This window comes from Gemmatimonadaceae bacterium, assembly GCA_036496605.1.
Lineage (GTDB): Bacteria > Gemmatimonadota > Gemmatimonadetes > Gemmatimonadales > Gemmatimonadaceae > AG2.
Genome location: DASXKV010000042.1, coordinates 43,474 through 60,786 on the forward strand (window position 1 = coordinate 43,474; position 17,313 = coordinate 60,786).

Sequence of the window (17,313 nt, forward strand, 5' to 3'; positions counted from 1 at the left end):
AGGCAGCTCCGCGCAGTAAGTGTCAGCTTGAGAAGGCGACGAAGGATCTACCGTGCTCGCTCAGTAGCTTGCTTCTAACACGAGTCAGTAGATCCTTCGCTGCGCTCAGGATGACAAGTCTGCTGAGGAGCGACTCAGTGGTCTCAGCGCAGTGTCAGCGGTTTCAGCGAACACTCGTACGGGCTCAGTCTCCAGGATTCTCGACCGGGACCGGATGGTGTGCGACAACACGACGCCCGAACTTCGAGAACACCCATACGCGCCACTCGTCGAGGATCTCGTAAATCGTCGGAATCACGACGAGCGTCAGGACCGTGGACGTGATGACGCCGCCGATGACCGCGCGGCCGAGCGGCGCGCGGAAGTCGGCGCCCTCGCCGAGCCCCAGCGCGACGGGAACCATGCCCGCGATGAGCGCGAGCGTCGTCATCAGAATCGGCCGCAGCCGGATGCGCCCCGCCTCGATCAGCGCTTCGCGTCGGTCAACGCCGCGATCCTTGTATGCCCACTTCGCGAAGTCGATGAGCAAAATTGCATTCTTCGCGACGATACCCATCAGGAGAATCACACCGATGAGGCTCATCAGATTCAGCGTGTCTCTCGTGATGATGAGCGCCAACACGACGCCGATCAGCGAGAGCGGCAGCGAGATCAGAATCGCCAGCGGATCGAGGAAAGACCCGAACTGAATGACGAGAATCAGGTACATGAGCATCACCGCGACGCCCAGCGCCGCGAAGATACTGCCGAACACCTGACTCTGGCTCTCGGCCTGACCGCCAGCCGAAACGCGATAACCAGCGGGCAGCTGCAGCCGACCGACCTTCTTCATCACCTCCGACGAGACGTTTCCGAAGGACGCGCCCTCGACGTTCGCCCCGATCGTGATCACACGCTGTCGCTGATAATGATCGATCTGCGCCGGGCCGAAGCTCGGCGTGATCGTCGCCACCTGGCCGAGCGGCACGACCGGTGGACTGGCCGACGCGGCGTTCGCGCCGGCTGCGGCAGCCGTGGCGGCCGTTGGCGTCACGACAACCGGCAACCGGCCAAGATCGTCAGCGTTCTCGCGCGATTCGGGCATCAGGCGCACGTGCACGTACCGGGAGATCCCCTGTGGATCGATCCACGTGCCCGCATCCACACCGGCGAACGCGAAGCGTAGCGACTGCGCGAGCTGGCTCAGGTTCACGCCTAACGTGCCGGCGAGCCCGCGATTGACGCGCACGTTCAGCTCCGGCTTCTGGCCACGCGTCGACAACCCAACGTCGACCGCGCCCTTGGTGTTGCGAACGATCGTTCCGATCTGGTCGGCCAGTTGCTCGAGCGTGGTCGGATCGGGGCCCTGCAGCTGAAGTTGCAGCTGTTTCTGCGCGCCCCCGAAGCCCGAGGCGAACGTGTACGCGGTCGCGCCGCCTAACAAGCGAAGGCGATTCCGCATCACCTGCCCCAGCGCATCCTGACTCAACGAGCGATCGCTTTTGGGCCTGAGACGAACATAAACGCTCGCGTTGTCGACTTGGCCGGAGCCGCTGCTGCTGCCCACGGTCGTATAGGTGTAGAGCACCTCCGAGCGCGCGCGAAACATGCGCGCGACCTCCTCAGCCTTGAGCGCCGTGTAATCGAGGCTGGAGCCCGGCGGGGTCTCGATCGCGATGTTCAGCTCACTCTGATCGCTCACCGGCACGAATGCGAAGCCACCGGCGACGACTTGCAGTGCAATGGCCAGAACGAACGATACGACCGCCAGCACCACCATCGTCCAACGGTGATCCAACGACCACGCAATGAGGCTCTTGTAGCGATCGGCCTGGTGATCGAACCACACGTTGAACCGGGCGAGCGTGCGCGCAATTGGGTTGCGCCGTTCGTGTGCCTCCAGCTGCGGATCGGGCCAATAGGCTGAAAGCATCGGGTCGAGCGAAAAGGACACAAAAAGCGAAACCAAAACCGCGCACGCGATCGTGAGCGCAAAGGGCTTGAACCACTGGCCGGCGATGCCCGGCATGAAGCCAACTGGTGCGAACACGGCGACGATCGAGAATGTCGTTGCCGCCACGGCAAGGCCGATCTCGTCGGTTCCCTCGTGAGCGGCGGTCATGTGATCGCTTCCCATCTCGACGTGCCTAACGATGTTCTCGCGGACGACGATCGCGTCGTCGATCAGGATGCCGATCGCCAGCGACAGGCCGAGCAGCGACATCGTGTTGAGCGTGAAGCCGAAGAGCAGCAGCGGCACGAACGAGGTCAGCACCGAGACCGGCAGTGCCAATCCCGTGATCACCGTCGAGCGCCAGGAGTTGAGGAAAAGGAACACGACGAGGACGGTCAGGAGCGCACCCTCGACCAACGCCTCCTCGACGTTCCGCACCGAGTGGCGCACCCGGTCGCCCGCGTCACGCACGATCTCGAGCCGCGTGCCGGCCGGCAGTGTCTTCTGGATCTGGTCGATGCGTGCCCTCACCAGATCCGCGACGGCGGTCGTGCTGTTCTCGCGCGACTTCACGATGTCGAGACCGATCGCCTGACGACCGTTGAACAGCGCCGCCGACGTCGGTTGCGCCGCGCCCGCTTCGACATTCGCAACCTGGCCAAGCGTGATGAGGTTGCCGCCGCGTTGCGCCACGACGAGCTGGTTGAACTCCTCCGGATGGTCGAATCGGCCCTCGAGCCGAATCGAACGTTGCTCGAGCGCCGTGTTCACTTGCCCGACCGGCGCGGCGAGATTCTGCGCGCGCACGGCGTTCACGACCTGATCGATGCCGACGCCGAAGGCAGCGAGATCCGTTGGCCGCACATTGACGTTGAGCTGCGCACTGTCGCCGCCGACGACGTTCACCTGCGCCACACCGGCGATCGCCCGGAGGTCGCCCGCGATGCCGGGATCGGCAAGCGCGGTGAGCTGCGGAGGGGATAGCACTGACGAAGTCAGTGCGAGCGAAACAATAGGTAGCTGATTCGGATCGAACCGTTGGATGATCGGTTCGAGAATTTCCGCCGGCAGCTGCGATCGCACCGCGGAGATAGCATCACGAATGTCCTGGGTCGCTTCGTCGACCGGTTTACTATATACGAATTGCACGATGATCTGCGCGAATCCGTCCGTCGATGTCGAGTTGATCTTATCGATGCCGCTGATTCCGGAGATCTTATCCTCGAGGCGCGTGACCACTTCGCGCTCGACGACATCGGGCGAAGCGCCCGGGTACGCGATCGCGACGAACACGATCGGTGCATCGATGTCGGGAAACTCGTCCGTGTCCAAACGTGCTAATGATGCCAAACCAAACACGACGAGCGCGATCATCACCACCACGGTGATGATCGGTCGCTTGATTGCAAAGTCTGATATGAACATGATGTCGCGTTACGGGTTTCGTCGTCGGTTCGTCAGTTTGCAGGTAATACGTCCTACCTTAACTCCCGTTACGCGTCGCCCCCTTCCCTCCCGCGACGCTGACAATGGGCCGTGCCCCACGGTTGGGACGGCACATCGTGTTCCTCCCCACCACCAACGAGAAATCAACATGAAATACGGCAGACTCGGTATGATCGCACTGGCCGCGCTGACCTTTGGCGCAATGCCGGCGCAAGCGCAGTTCCCTCACATGGGCGTCTCGGCAGGCGTCAGCTTCCCCAAGGGCGATTACGGCAACGCCGCCGACATGGGCTATAACGGTGGCCTCCTCCTTGGCTTCAGCGCGCCGATGATCCCGGTGGGCTTCCGCCTCGATGGGTCGATCACCCACTTCCCCGGGAAGGATTACAACGCGGGCGGCACCACGATCAACGCGTCGAGCAACATCTGGATGACGACCGCGAACGTGACGTTCGACCTGCCAGTTCCCTCGCCGATCAAGCCCTACGCGATCGCCGGTCTCGGCTACTACGGCGCGATCACGACCGTGAATGGCGTCCCCGGCAGCTCGAGCACGACGAAGCTCGGCTATAACGCCGGTGTCGGCGTCAACCTGCTTGGGCACTTCTTCGCCGAAGCGCGCTATCACCACATGAACACCGATGGCACGGCGACGACCTTCGTCCCGCTGACGTTCGGAATCATGTTCTAAGCTGACTGTCATCCTGAGCGAAGCGAAGGATCTGCTTTCCAAATTGTGAAAGCAGATCCTTCGTCGCTTCGCTCCTCAAGGATGACAATCCTCATTCCATCACCGAGTGGTCCGCGCCCGCTCCCTTGGTCTGCCGGATCAGGAGCAGCAGCGGTATCAGCGCCAGAATCAATAGCGCGCTCAGCATATAGATGCGTGAATAGGCAATCACGCTTGCCTGCGCCATCACCTGCGCATCGAGCAACGTCAGCGCTTCGCGACGCGCTGCCCACATATCCGCGCCGCGCGCCATCATCCCCTGCGTCAACGCGTACAAGCGACCGAGGCTCACCGGGTCGGTTCTCGTGATGTGCTCGGCCAGCGTCGCGTGCACTTGCGTCGTGTAGCGCGCGAGCAGCGTCGCGATCACAGCGATTCCAAAAGAGCCACCCAGCTGACGAAAGAAATTGTACAAGCCAGTTCCCTGCGGCAGCTCTTGGGGAGAGAGCTCCGCCAGCGTGATGGTCGTCAACGGAACGAACATGAGTCCGAGGCCGACGCCGCGTAGAATGAGCGGCCAGAAGAAGTCGCCGCCGCCGCTGAGCCCCGTCACGCGCGAGAGCTGCCAGGCAGCCGTCGCGAAAATCAGCGCGCCCGCCGTGATGAGCAAGCGTGGATCGAAGCGGTTCGACAATCGGCCAACCACGAACATCGAGAGCGCCGTCGCGATGGCGCCCGGCAGCATCACGATCCCCGTCTGTTCTGCCGTCATATGCAGGTTGCTCTGCAGGAAGACGGGCAGCGTGAACGACATCGCGTACAGTCCCAAGCCCATGACGACGCCGAGCAGTGTGCCGACCGACATCTGTCGGTGGCGAAGCACGCGAAAGTCGATCACCGGATGCTCCGTCGTCAGCTCGCGCCAGAGGAGCACCCCGAGGCCGACGACGCCAGTCACGGTGAGTCCGAGAATGAACGAGGAATCGAACCAATCGTCGCGCTGTCCGTGCTCCAACACGTACTGGATCGCGCCAACGCTCACGGCCAGCAACGCGATGCCGATGTAATCGATCGTCGGTGGCTTCTGTTGATGGATCGAGTCGTGGACGTACGTTGCGATCATCACGCCGGCGAGAATGCCGACCGGCAGATTGATGTAGAAGATCCAGGGCCAGCCGTAGTTGTCGGTGATCCAGCCGCCGAGCGTCGGACCGATCGTCGGCCCGACCATGACGCCGAGGCCGAAGAGCGCCATCGCCATTCCGGCTTCTTCGCGCGGGAACGCCTCGAACAGCACGGCCTGCGACACCGTCATGAGCGCGCCGCCACCCACACCCTGTACGATGCGCCAGAAGATCAACGTCCCCAACGAGTGCGACGCTCCGCAGAAAAAGCTCGCCAGGGTAAAGAGCACGATCGATCCCACGAAGTACCGTTTGCGGCCGAACATCGACCCCAGCCAACCGGTGAGCGGAATGACGATCACGCTGGCGAGGATGTACCCGGTGGACACCCAGGCGATCTCGTCGAGACTCGCGCCGAGATTGCCCATCATGTCGGGCAGGGCGACGTTGACGATCGAGCTGTCGATGACCTGCATCAACGCCGCGAGAACGACAGCGAACGCGATGAGATATTTGTGCGGCGCGCCGCGATCGGGTGCTGCTGCAGGAACAACGCGGAGTGCAGGAACTTCAACCGTCGCGTGAGCGACGGTTTCGCGAACCGGATCAGCCAAGGCGCTCTCTCGCAGTCTGTCGCTTCGCGACCGCCTTTGGCGTGAGACCGCGCTCCTGGCGCGAACCGCCGCGGCGCTCGCGCGATGATGCGGCTTCCCGTTCGCGCTCGCTCCATTCGCGAAGCGCGTCGTCTACCCGGGCAAGAACGAAGGCGTTGACGTCGTCGATGTAGGCGAAGCGATCACGCACAAGACGAGGCAGCTCCTGATCGGCAGTCTGCATCTCGCGCGCGATCCGGTGGAGCGCCGCCCAGCGGCTGAGTCGAAAGCGGATGATCTGGGCGAAGAAGTCGGGAGTGAGACTATAGTAGTCGCGGCGGTCGCCAGGCTTGCCGATGCGCTCGGCGACGCCGCGCTCGACGAGTCGTCGCGCCTCGGTGCTGACGCTGGCTTTGCTGACGGCGAGCTGGTCGGCGAGATCGTCGAGCGATTGCGGCTCGCTATGAAGAGTGAGAGCGCCGAAGAGTCGTCCGGCGATACGGGAGAGGCCGTCGCTCTCGGCGGCGAGTCCCATACGCTCGACGAAGGATTCGGAATCGGTCATGGGTGGGCTGGAAGTATTTGTACGTTCAGTATAAACTGAATGCAAGGAAAAAACGAGTGATCCCAATCACTTGCTTGCAGCGGTTCCAACCGCTATTGCGTATTCTGCACAGCGGACCATGCGATGTTGCAGCCGCGCCACATGCTGCCCCGCACCTGCGCCCGGTATACCTTTGCCATATATGACCGACGCGATCCGCCCCGCTCTCGAACCCGGAGAATGGAAGGTTCGCCGATCAGGCCCCATCTCGCTCGATGTCGTCGACCGAATCGATTACATCGTCATCGAGGGGCCTAACGGCGAGACCGTCAAAGTCACGGGAACCGACGAGATCTTCGCGCTCATCAGCCTCGCGAACGACGCGCTGCCGCCTGATGATCCGCGAAAGATCACGCACGGGTGGCTCGCACGCATCGAGACGATTCGCGACTTGATTCGCGACCTGGCCGACTCCGGCGACGAGCAGCTCGCGCCGCTCCGTCGTGAGCTCGCGACGGGATGGGAACAGATGGCCCAAGTGCTGTCGGCCATCCTGCCGCCGGTCTACGACAATCCGTCTGACGACACGTAGAGGGTAAAGGGTAGAGGGTAGAGGGTAGAGGGTAGAGGGTTTGTGAATACCCTCAACTCTCTGCCCAAAGCACTCATGTGTCGCGCAAGGCAATCACCGGATCGACTCGCGTCGCGCGCCGTGCCGGCAGATACGACGCCAGGAGTGCCACCGCGCCGAGCAACACCGCGATGCCGAGAAAGGTGAGCGGGTCCGAGGGCGTGACCCCGAACAGCAGCGTTCGCATCAATCGCGTGAGGGCGAACGCACCCGCAAGCCCGACGACAATCCCGATCAGCGTCAGCCTTGTCCCCTGGCGCACGACCATGACCAGCACGTCGGTCGCGCGCGCGCCGAGCGCCATCCGCACGCCGAACTCGCGCGTGCGCTGGATGACGCCGTACGACATCACTCCGTAAATACCGACGGACGCGAGCACGAGTCCGACGAGCCCGAACAATCCAAACAGCATCGTGCTCAAGCGGCTCGCGCCTAACGACGTACTCACCAGCTCGTCCATCGTCTCGAGACGCCCCACCGGCTGATCCCGATCGATCGAGTGCACCGTCTCCCGCAGCGAGGTCGCGAGCGCCGACGGGTCGCCCGCAGTGCGAACGACGAGGGTCATCCCCTCGTAGGCGAACTGGGGAAGCGGCCGGTAGATCTCCATGAACGGCTGCTTGTCCACCCCTTCGTGATGCACATCCCCAGCGACGCCAACGATCTGCACGTGCTCTTGCCGATCCCATTGGTAATCGATGAACTTCCCCACTGCGCTCTCGTTAGGCCAGATCGTTCGCGCCAGGGTCTCGCTCACCACGGCGACGTCGGGCATCCCCATCCAATCGGCGGCGGTGAGAGGACGGCCCGCCTTGATCGGAATGCCCATCGCCTGGAAATAGCCCGGCGTCACGGCGCGCATGTCGCCGACCGGCTCGGCCCCCTTGGGCGGTTTCGGCCGTCCCGGCACACTGAAATCGCTCGCCGAGCGTTCGCCCGTGAGCGGCAGGAAGCTGATCGCTCCGACGGCCCGCACCCCTGGCAGCGCGGCAATTCGCGACTCGAGCTCCCGAAAGAATTCCACCTGCGCGGTGTCACTGCGGTACTTTCGCGTTGGGATCGAGACCTTGGCCACCAGCGCATGGCTCGGTTCGAAGCCTAACGGCACGTGACGCAGCGCCGCGAATGACCGAATCATCAAACCCGCACCGGCGAGCAGCACGATCGCCAGAGACACTTCGGCGACGACGAGCGCGGCTCGCAGTCGAGCCGTTCCCCGTGTCGATCCGGCGCCACTTCGTCCACCCTCCTTCAAGCTGCCGTGCAATGCGCCGCGCGAGAGATTGAGCGCCGGAACGATCCCGAAGGCAAGCCCGGTGGCGAGCGCGATCGCGAACGTGAACGCGAGCACAGGCCCGTCGATGCCCACGTCGGTGATCGCCTGCGCCGGGAACGAAGCCGGGATCAGCGCCACGATTGCTCGCGTCCCCAGCGCCGCGAGCCCCAGGCCGAGCAGCGATGCGACGAGCGACAGCAACACACTCTCCGTCAGTAGCTGCCTCACGAGGCGCGTCCTCGTTGCGCCAAGCGACGCACGAATTGCGATCTCCTTCTGCCGTGCACTCGCACGCGCAAGCATCAGGTTTGCCACGTTCGCGCAGGCGATCACGAGGAGAAAGCCGACGGCGCCGAGCAGGACGAGAAGGCCCGTGCGTACGTCGCCGGTGAGATTCTCGCGCAAAGGCTGCGCATTGGCCGTCCAGTTCGCGTCGAACTGTGGAAACTCCGCCGCGCGCCGCTGAGCAACGAGGCGCATCTCCGCATCGGCGCGCTCGACCGATACGCCGGCCTTGAGGCGAGCGATGACCTTGAGGTAACGACCCGACCAGCTGCGATCCTGTGTGCGGAAGCGGATCGGTACCCAGAGTTGCACGGGAGTGAAATAGCGAAAGCCGTTAGGCAGCACGCCGACGATGGTGTACTGCACGCCGCCGAGGCTGAAGGGCTCGCCAATCACGCTGGCCCGCGCGCCAAACCGCTCCCGCCACAGCTCATGGCTGATGACGGCCACTCGCGGCGCTCTCGGATCGTCTTCGGCGACCGTGAACGCCCGACCAAGCTCGGGTTTCACGCCGAGAATCGAGAACACCTCGGCGGAGATATGACGCACGTCGAGCGACATCGGCTCCTGGTCGCCACCCGTGATCGATCCGGGGGTGTCGACCCATGCCGCCATGGCGTCGAAGGAATGCGTCGCGTCACGCCAGGCGAGAAAATTCGCCGGCGAGATCGAGTTGTGAAGCTGCTTGCTGCTGAAATTGTGCTCCCAGAGGAGGACCAACCGCTGTGGATCGCGATACGGCAGCTCGCGTAACAGGACCGTGTTCACGACCGAGAACATCGCGGTGTTGGCGCCGACGCCCAACGCGATCGCGAGCACGGCCGCGATCGTGAAGGCCGGGCTCCGCGAAAGCGCGCGGAGCGCATAGCGAAGGTCCTGATAGAGGAGGTCCATACTCGCGCTCGCAAAGGTTGTGCTGAAATATCAGCAGCAGACGCCGAAAGACAAGCCCTGATGGTGTTCTCACTCGGCGCGGAGCGCGCACATCGGGTCGACGCGCGTCGCGCGCGCCGCGGGCAGATAGCTGGCGAGCACCGCCGCCAGCGCCAGCAGCATCGCAACTCCAGCGAACGTGAGCGGGTCGGTCGGCGTCACACCGAACAACAGCGACGCCATGAATCGCGTCAGCAACACGCTCGCGACGAAACCAGCCGCGATGCCCGCGCCCCCGAGCGCCAGTCCGCGACGCACGACCATTCGTCTCACCTGGCCAGGCGCCGCGCCTAACGCTATACGGATGCCGAGCTCGCGCGTGCGCTGCGTCACGATGTACGACAACACCCCGAACACCCCAAGCACCGCGATCACGAGCGCGATGCCGGCGAACACGCCCAGGAGCGCGGTCGACCAACGCGCCGGCGCGATGGCGGTCGATAATACTGTTTCCATCGTCTGCATGTCGCGCACCGGGAGCGTTGCGTCGATCTCCCGAACGGCCGCGCGCACGGCCGATGCGACCGCAATCGGATCCTGCTGCGTTCGCACGACGAAGGAGAACCGATTCCACCACGGCATCACCGTCGTGGGAATGTAGACCGTAGGCAGAGGGCTGTTCCCGAGTCCCGCGTCGCGCGTGTCCGACACCACACCGACAATCGAGGCGCGCTGAAAGAGGCGATTGTCGGGCGCGCCGAGGTAGATTGGCTTGCCTAACGGCTCCTCATCGCGATAATACTTTCGGACGAGCGCGGCGTTCACGACGACCGCCGGCGCGTCTTTGCTGTCCGTCGACTGAAGCAGACGACCGCGCTCGAGCACGATCCCGATCGTCGAGAAGTACTCTGGCGTCACCACGCGATAGGCCTCGCCCGTTGGATTCACGCCCGCCGGCAATGGGCGATCGATCCGGTTCAACCACGCGCCGATCCCGCGGCCCGTGACTGGCAACTGACTCACGAGAGCGGCGGCGCGCACACCCGGCAACGCCTCGATTCGCGCGAGCGCCCGCGGAAAGAAGGTGGGGTTCGGCTGCGAGAGGCGAATGCTGAAGGTCAGCAGTCCTTCGCGCCTAACGCCGGGATCCACTCGCTGGAGCAACGCGAAGCTGCGGAGAAGCAGTCCGGCGCCGGCCAGCAACACCATCGCCAGCGCCACTTCGGCCACGACGAGCACGCTCCGCGTCCACTGGTGGCTGGAGCTCCCACGCGATCCGTCGCGGAGCACCTCGCTGGACGAGCCCCGAGACAGTTGCAACGCCGGCACGACGCCAAACAAGAATCCCGCGACCATCGATACGACGAACGCAAACGCGAGCACCCTGCCGTCGAGCGCGATTTCACTCGCGCGCGGCAAGTTGCTCGTTACGGGAGCGGCGAGCAGCAGTTCCAGGAACAATTTTCCGATCGAGACGCCGAGCGCTCCACCGATGAGCGCGAGCAAGAGACTCTCCGTCAACAGCTGGCGCGCGACGCGCCCCTGCCCCGCGCCGAGCGCCTGCCGCACGGCAATCTCGCGGCGGCGGATCGCTGCGCGCGCAAGAAGCAGATTGCCCAGGTTCACACAGGTGATGAGGAGAACAAAACCGACCGCGCCCATCAGAACGAGGAGACTCGTTCGCGAGCTACCGACGAGTGTCTCCTGCAAGGGCTGGACGGCGATCTTGAGGTTGGTGTCGAAGACGGGCCAATCGCGACGTAGCCGCGCGGCGACGGTCTCCATCTCGACACGTGCCTCCTCGAGCGTCGCACCATCCGCAAGGCGACCAACCGCTTGAATGAAATACTGATCGCGGTTCGCGCGAAAGCCGGCATCGAAGTGCGCGGGGACGAAGAATGCCGACGGTTCCCCCATGAATGAAAAGTCCGGCGGCATCACGCCGACGATCGTCCGCGGCGTCCCGTCCACGGCGATGCTCTTCCCGAGAACGGTTCGATCCTCGCCGAAGAGATCGCGCCACGTAGCGTAGCTCAACACGATTACCGGCGGCGACGCCGGATCTTCGTCCGCCTCACTGAGGAGGCGCCCAAAGAGCGGGGGCACGCCTAACACCTGCAGCATACCACCAATGCTCTGCGTGCCGTCGAGCAGCTGCGGCTCGCCGTGTACGATCAGAGTCCCGGACCGATCGGCAAAGCCGGCGATGCGCATCGTTCGTGAGCTGCGTTGCCAGTCGAACAGATTGGCGGGCGAGGTCACCGACACCGCGCCTGGCGCGCTCGACGACTGCTCGCCGACAGCGACGAGCCGCGACGGGTCACGAAACGCGAGCGGGCGGAGCAACACGCCGTCCACGACGCTGAAGATCGCGGTATTCGCGCCGATGCCTAACGCGAGCGTCAGTGCGGCAACGATGGTGAATCCCGGACTGCGACGCAGCGAGCGCGCGCCGTAGCGAACGTCCTGGAGCAGCGACTCGAACATGCCCTGGCCCGTCGATCGAGCGCCGGGAGAGAGAGATCGGCTCACTCGTTCGGCTCGCCGCTCGCGGAGCGCGAGTCGCGTGAGGCCGGGCAGCTCGGAAACGAGCGCGCCGATTGCACCCAGGCGGCCGGCTCGCTGGCGAGCCTCGGCTTCCAGCTCGGCAAAGACAGCGATCATCTGATGCGCGAACTTCCGGTGGAAGTCCGCGGGCAGAAGCATCGCGAGAATCGCCCGATACGCGCGGAGTACGCCCGTCAGTCGGTAGTCGGTCATGCGCGTGCCCCCTTGGCGCTGGCGCCTAACGGCGGCAGGAGCCGCTTGGCGCGGGCCATTGCCGCGAGTTGCTCGAGTCTCCGAGCCTCGGCGCGTGCGACATCGCGGCCGAGCCTCGTCAGGCGATAATACCGCCGCCGCGGGTCAGTCGGCGCGCCGGCGGGACGCGTCGTGCGCTCCTCGATCCACCCGCTCTCGAGCAGCCGTTTCACCGCGGCGTACAGCGTACTCGCGGTCAGACGTAGGCCGCCGTCCGTTCGCGAGGCGACGTCCTGGATGATCGCGTAGCCGTGCAGATCGTCGTCGACGAGGGATAACAGGATGTGAAAGACCTGTGTCGAGAGCGGAGCGGGGAGTCGAGAGTCGGTATCGCTCATGGTGTCGTCAGGAGTCGTGAACTAGTGGACGGTGTTCTTCGCGGAATGTCGGGACGAGTCGCGTCGAGGGCGAGCTCCAGAAGCGAGACGTGAGTAATGAGCTCCGGCCTTTTCGATGTGGCACTCAGGCCTCTCACCCACCATCAGCGAGCCCAGCTCCGAGCCACGAGAAGGCAGCAACGAGCTGCGAGATCGAGCTCGAGCCGCGAGCCATCTCGAATCTCAAGCTCACGCCCTTTCCCGAAATTCCGCGATGATCCCAGTGTTGTCATAGTGCCCCGGAGCGACCCCGCTCCTGCTATCGACATGTCGCTGATATACCGTCGCACGGTATATCGCGCCATGCTATAGCGCCGTCAAGAGCCATGTGACAAGTCGGACGCTGGTGGACATTGCCAGGACGCCATAGAATTCTCTGACGGCCGTAAGGGCGGCCGACGGTCCGCGTAAAGGGTCCAACCCACCCGACGACGTGCGTCGACAATTCGAGACCCTGACTTCCAAGCCCGAGTGACGCGGACGCCGGGCGCCACATGGAAGGAAGGCGTCTATGACCAGCCCAGAGCAGCCCCACTCACTGCCCGAGCGCCCCTCGCTCGAGTACCTGCGCAAGGTCGCCAAGAAGCGGCTGCGCGACCTCCGACACACTGATCCGCACGCCAAGCTCGCAACGGCACTCCTCGCCGTCGCGCGTGACTACGGATTCTCCAGCTGGCGGGCCCTCAAAGCCGAGATCGCGAAGCGGGAGAAGGATCGATTCGCTGTCTTCTTCGATGCATGCGCCGAGGGCGACGTCGAGCGCATGCGCCAGCTCATCGCGGAAGATCCATCACTCGTTCGAGTAGCAAACACTAATGAGCCGCACGGCGGATGGACCGCGCTCCACTCGGCGGCCCGTCGTGGCCACCTCGACGCGGTGCTCCTGTTGCTCGAACATGGCGCGGATCCGAATGCACGCGAGGCCGGCGACAACACGTACCCACTCCATTGGGCCGCTGCGGCCAGACATATCGAGACCGTGCGCGCTCTCCTCGACGCCGGCGGTGACGTCCACGGTCTCGGTGACCTGCACCAGCTCGACGTCATCGGCTGGGCCACGTACTTCCATCCCGAGCAGGAGGATGAGCGGCCGGACGTCGTCCCCCTGCTGCTGGAGCGTGGCGCGCACCATCACATCTTCTCGGCAATGTCGATTGGCGATCCCGATCTCATTCGCGCACTCGTCGAGGAGCATCCCGATGCGCTCGACAGACGCATGTCGCGTTTCGAGCACGGCCTCACGCCACTGCATTTTGCGATGAGCCGAAAGCGCTACGACCTGCTCGATCTCCTGATCGAGCTCGGAGCCGACCTCGAGGCCGAAGACGACGGCGGACAGACCGCGCTCGCCGTGGCGATGCTGCGCGGCGATCAGGAAGCGATGCGCCGCCTCCACGCTGCCGGAGCCAAGCAACCACCGACGATCTCGACGCCATCGTTCACACAGGGAATGAGCAAACTCTCAGGCTCGATCACCAGGATCGTCCCGATGATCACCGTGCCAGACGTCGCGACGGCGCTCGACTGGTACACGTCGATCGGGTTCACGGAGGTGGCGCGCTATGGGGATAGTGGCGTCGCCAATTTCGGGCTTCTGTCCTTCGGGGGCGCGCAGCTCATGCTCAACATGCACGGCAAAGTTGGCCGGCACGACGCGGGCCTGTGGTTCTACACCGACCGGATTGATGAGCTTTATCAATTACTCAAGTCGCGCCAGCTCGAGGCGGCTCGCGCCTCGCTCGCCGGCGACGCATCGGTTCACCAGAGTATCGAGTTCGTCGAGGACATCTACGACCCCTTCTATGGAGGACGGCAGTTCAGCATCCTCGACCTGAACGGTTACGAACTGCTCTTCTATCAGGAGTAGCCTGACACCAACCAGGCGCGGTGTACGTTCATATGACTATGCCCGAAGCAGACGACAATAGGCCCGAGCCACCTGATTGGCTCAGCCCAGACTACGCGTCCCTCGACGAGGCGAAGCCGGCGGTCGACACCGCGACCGACCCGCCACCACCTCGGCATTTCGTGGCGCCGCGACCAGAAACTGGTTCGGAGGTTCAATACAGCCTTGCCCGCCTCGCGAGAGAATTCCTCGACGCGGTCGACGGCCTGGCGGACCGGATTGCCGCAGGGCTTGGACTTCGATAGCGTTGGAGGGTGCAGCCGTTAGGCAATGCAACCAGCCCCGCCAGGCGTAAGCGCGCCGGGCGGGGCTGCTGTCATACGTTCACGCGAACGGACAGACCGCTCGCTCGGTCGCGTCTCAGCTCGGACTACGCGACCCACCGGAGGATGAACCACTCGAGAAGCTCGAGCTCGATTGCCCGCTCTGCGCCTGATTCGTGTGTTTCTCGCGATTGTGCTTGTCGAGATCCTCACGCGAGTCGAGATGCGCGCCGCAGACCTTGCAGTCGAATTCGTGCGAATGTGCCATGAGAAGCTCCTGTTCGGTGTGCAGTGGGAGCATTCTGCATGAATTGGTCTCGCGCGTGGTCCGTGTCCCAAATTTTCGTGACCAGGCTCGACCGTCACGCGTTCCAGCTGAGCGCGAATAAGACGTCGTCGGCCAGCGCTCGCCACTCGGAGGGGTAGTTCCGCACTCGTCGCACCACACCGTCACTCTCGAACACCAACGAGGGCGACGTGCGACGATCGAAAACCGTCGGCGGAAGCTCATAAACGCGCCACGGCAAGCCTTCAATCACGAGCTCGCGCGCGCCTCGCTGCGCAACGCGGATGAGCGCGGAGGCGTCGTTGTCTGGCATGAGCAACAACTTGCCCTGCCAAGTCGCAAGTGGAAGTGTCCGGCATCACCTCGGGGTCATAACAAGAGAGCCCGCCAGAAGGCGGGCTCCCTTGCTGCGGCCGAGGGTAGGGTTCGAACTACCGGCCGAATGAAAACCCGTTACCGCCGCAAAATCGAACGCCCCACTCAGCGGATCGGCAGCGGCATCGCGAGTGGTGAGCGGCCTCAGATGCGGTTGTTCTCCGAGACACGGGAGCTCGTTGCGTTCCTCGGCGCGTTGACCGATACGGTGGTGTCCCGCTAAGTCTGCGTGGAGCGCGAGCTCGAGGCTCGAAAAGTCAGTGGTGAGATCCGGCCTACTCCGTGAGGCGTTGCGGGCCTCTCACCCACGACGTCGAGCCCAGCTGCGAGCAGATGGTGGGTGAGAGGCCGGAGTGCCACATCGAAAAGGCCCGATCTCATAACTCACCTCTCGCTTCTGGAGCTCGGCCTCGACGCGACTCGTCCCGACATTTCCCGATGAACCAATTTTGGCATGGTGGCCAGCATCCCTTGCCATGAAGATTTCTCTCACGAAAATCACTTAGAAGCCCGGCGGCCGCTCGCTTGCGACGTTGAGCGATTGCTCGAGCGCGAGTCCCGCGCGCGCAATGGTTCCTTCGGCGAACAACTGCCCGATCAGAGTCACTCCGTGCGGCACTCGCCGCGGAGGTGAGAACTTTGGTAACGGATGCGCTGGGTCGGGCGCCCAATCGCTTCGCGCTTCGGCCACCTGGACGAAACCCGTCCGCAGCGTCAGCGACGGATGACCCGTGTTGTTCGAGATGACGAGCATCTCGTCTCGGAGCGACGGTACGAGCAGGAGATCCACCTGCGACATCACGCGCGCCATCTCGCCGGCCACTTTGCGACGCAGGCGATCGGCCTGCACGAAATCGACGGCCGAGAGATAGCGCGCCTCGCGGAAGAGGTTGGGCCACGCGTCGGGAACCTGCACCTTGAGCTGATCCGCCTGACCACTCAGCGTCAGTTCCTCGAAAGCCGCTGCTGCTTCGGCGAAGAGGATTACGTTGAGCGAATCGTAAGGCCAGTCGGCGAGCGTGATCGGCGTCGGCTCCATACCCAGCTTTCGCATAGCCTCGAGCGTCGCGCGGTCGACGTCCGTCGCCGGCGCTTCTTTCATCCAGCTCTCGATGTACCCGACGCGCAGTTTTTTTATCGGCGCACTGGCATCGAAGTCGAGTCGTGACGGCACGCTCGCAACGTCTCCCGCGTCCGGACCGCTGATGGCGTGCAGCACGAGCATCGTGTCTTCCACGCTGCGCGTCATTGGCCCGAGCTTGTCGAGCGACCAGCAGAGCGTCATCGCGCCGGTTCGTGGCACGCGGCCGTACGTCGGACGCAATCCGGTGACGCCGCAGCGCATGCTGGGGCTCACGATGCTTCCGCCGGTCTCGCTGCCTATCGAGAAAGCGACGAGCCCCGCAGCGGTCGCCGCGCCTGGACCAGCGCTCGACCCTGACGCACCCTCCTCGAGCAGCCACGGGTTCATCGTCTGGCCGCCGAACCAGATGTCGTTGAGCGCGAGCGCGCCCATGCTCAACTTCGCGATGAGTACCGCGCCCGCGGCCTTGAGCCGCGCCACGACCGCCGAGTCGGCGTTAGGCACGCGATGCTGGAACGGCTCGGCGCCGTAGGTCGTCGCGATGCCCGCCGTGTCGAGCAGGTCCTTCACGCCGTACGGAATCCCGTGGAGTGGACCGCGATACTTCCCGGCCGCGATTTCGGTGTCGGCTTGCTTGGCCTGCGCGAGTGCGGCGTCGCGCGTGAGAGTAATGATGCATCGCAGCTTGCTGTCGTAGCGCTGGATGCGATCGAGGTAGATCTGCGTTAGGCGAGTGGAGGTGAGCTTGCGCGTCTCGAGCCAGCGCGAGAGCTGCGTGACCGGAGCGTAGGCGATATCGGCGTCGTTCGTTGGCAGCGGGCCAGGATCGATGGCGCTGCGAACGAAGC

The 17,313-nt window shown here is 64.1% G+C and carries 13 protein-coding genes; 4 read left to right on the forward strand and 9 right to left on the reverse strand.

Going from position 1 to position 17,313, the window contains the following annotated elements:
- Positions 1–184 precede the first annotated feature (184 nt).
- Positions 185–3,358, reverse strand: a complete 3,174-nt coding sequence (locus VGH98_16880) for an efflux RND transporter permease subunit (protein HEY2377650.1) — start codon at positions 3,356–3,358, stop codon at positions 185–187.
- Between the two features lie 169 nt (positions 3,359–3,527).
- Between VGH98_16880 and VGH98_16885 the strand changes: the two genes are divergently transcribed.
- The gene (locus tag VGH98_16885; protein ID HEY2377651.1) at positions 3,528–4,070 is read left to right on the forward strand and encodes a porin family protein; all 543 of its coding nucleotides are present in this window, start codon (positions 3,528–3,530) and stop codon (positions 4,068–4,070) included.
- A gap of 91 nt (positions 4,071–4,161) precedes the next feature.
- Here the strand turns inward: VGH98_16885 and VGH98_16890 are convergent, their stop codons facing one another.
- Together VGH98_16890 and VGH98_16895 are read right to left on the reverse strand one after the other, a co-directional pair.
- Complete coding sequence (locus VGH98_16890; protein HEY2377652.1) at positions 4,162–5,787, reverse strand: DHA2 family efflux MFS transporter permease subunit; 1,626 nt, start codon at positions 5,785–5,787, stop codon at positions 4,162–4,164.
- Complete coding sequence (locus VGH98_16895) at positions 5,780–6,331, reverse strand: MarR family transcriptional regulator (protein ID HEY2377653.1); 552 nt, start codon at positions 6,329–6,331, stop codon at positions 5,780–5,782. The genes VGH98_16890 and VGH98_16895 overlap by 8 nt, the downstream gene beginning before the upstream one ends.
- 181 nt (positions 6,332–6,512) lie before the next feature.
- Between VGH98_16895 and VGH98_16900 the strand changes: the two genes are divergently transcribed.
- Positions 6,513–6,902 carry a hypothetical protein gene (locus tag VGH98_16900; protein ID HEY2377654.1) on the forward strand — a complete coding sequence of 130 codons (390 nt, stop codon included), beginning with the start codon at positions 6,513–6,515 and terminating at the stop codon, positions 6,900–6,902.
- A 73-nt stretch (positions 6,903–6,975) separates the two neighbouring features.
- Here the strand turns inward: VGH98_16900 and VGH98_16905 are convergent, their stop codons facing one another.
- The 3 genes from VGH98_16905 to VGH98_16915 form a co-directional block, all read right to left on the reverse strand.
- Positions 6,976–9,396 carry an ABC transporter permease gene (locus VGH98_16905; protein HEY2377655.1) on the reverse strand — a complete coding sequence of 807 codons (2,421 nt, stop codon included), beginning with the start codon at positions 9,394–9,396 and terminating at the stop codon, positions 6,976–6,978.
- A gap of 69 nt (positions 9,397–9,465) precedes the next feature.
- A complete protein-coding gene (locus tag VGH98_16910; protein HEY2377656.1) occupies positions 9,466–12,135 on the reverse strand; it encodes an ABC transporter permease in 2,670 nt (889 codons plus the stop codon).
- Positions 12,132–12,512: a helix-turn-helix transcriptional regulator gene (locus VGH98_16915; GenBank protein ID HEY2377657.1), complete on the reverse strand. Its 381-nt coding sequence runs from the start codon at positions 12,510–12,512 to the stop codon at positions 12,132–12,134. The genes VGH98_16910 and VGH98_16915 overlap by 4 nt, the downstream gene beginning before the upstream one ends.
- 550 nt (positions 12,513–13,062) lie before the next feature.
- Between VGH98_16915 and VGH98_16920 the strand changes: the two genes are divergently transcribed.
- Positions 13,063–14,418: an ankyrin repeat domain-containing protein gene (locus tag VGH98_16920; GenBank protein ID HEY2377658.1), complete on the forward strand. Its 1,356-nt coding sequence runs from the start codon at positions 13,063–13,065 to the stop codon at positions 14,416–14,418.
- Positions 14,419–14,817: 399 nt separating this feature from the next.
- Here the strand turns inward: VGH98_16920 and VGH98_16925 are convergent, their stop codons facing one another.
- A complete protein-coding gene (locus VGH98_16925; protein HEY2377659.1) occupies positions 14,818–14,988 on the reverse strand; it encodes a hypothetical protein in 171 nt (56 codons plus the stop codon).
- 94 nt (positions 14,989–15,082) lie between these two features.
- Positions 15,083–15,319 (reverse strand): hypothetical protein, encoded by a 237-nt coding sequence (locus tag VGH98_16930; protein ID HEY2377660.1) that lies wholly within the window; start codon positions 15,317–15,319, stop codon positions 15,083–15,085.
- A gap of 129 nt (positions 15,320–15,448) precedes the next feature.
- On the opposite strand from VGH98_16930, the gene VGH98_16935 reads away from it, so the two are divergent.
- Positions 15,449–15,604 (forward strand): hypothetical protein, encoded by a 156-nt coding sequence (locus tag VGH98_16935; GenBank protein ID HEY2377661.1) that lies wholly within the window; start codon positions 15,449–15,451, stop codon positions 15,602–15,604.
- Between the two features lie 279 nt (positions 15,605–15,883).
- Here VGH98_16935 and VGH98_16940 read toward each other — a convergent pair.
- A partial coding sequence (locus tag VGH98_16940; GenBank protein HEY2377662.1) for an amidase occupies positions 15,884–17,313 on the reverse strand: 1,430 nt, incomplete at its 5' end.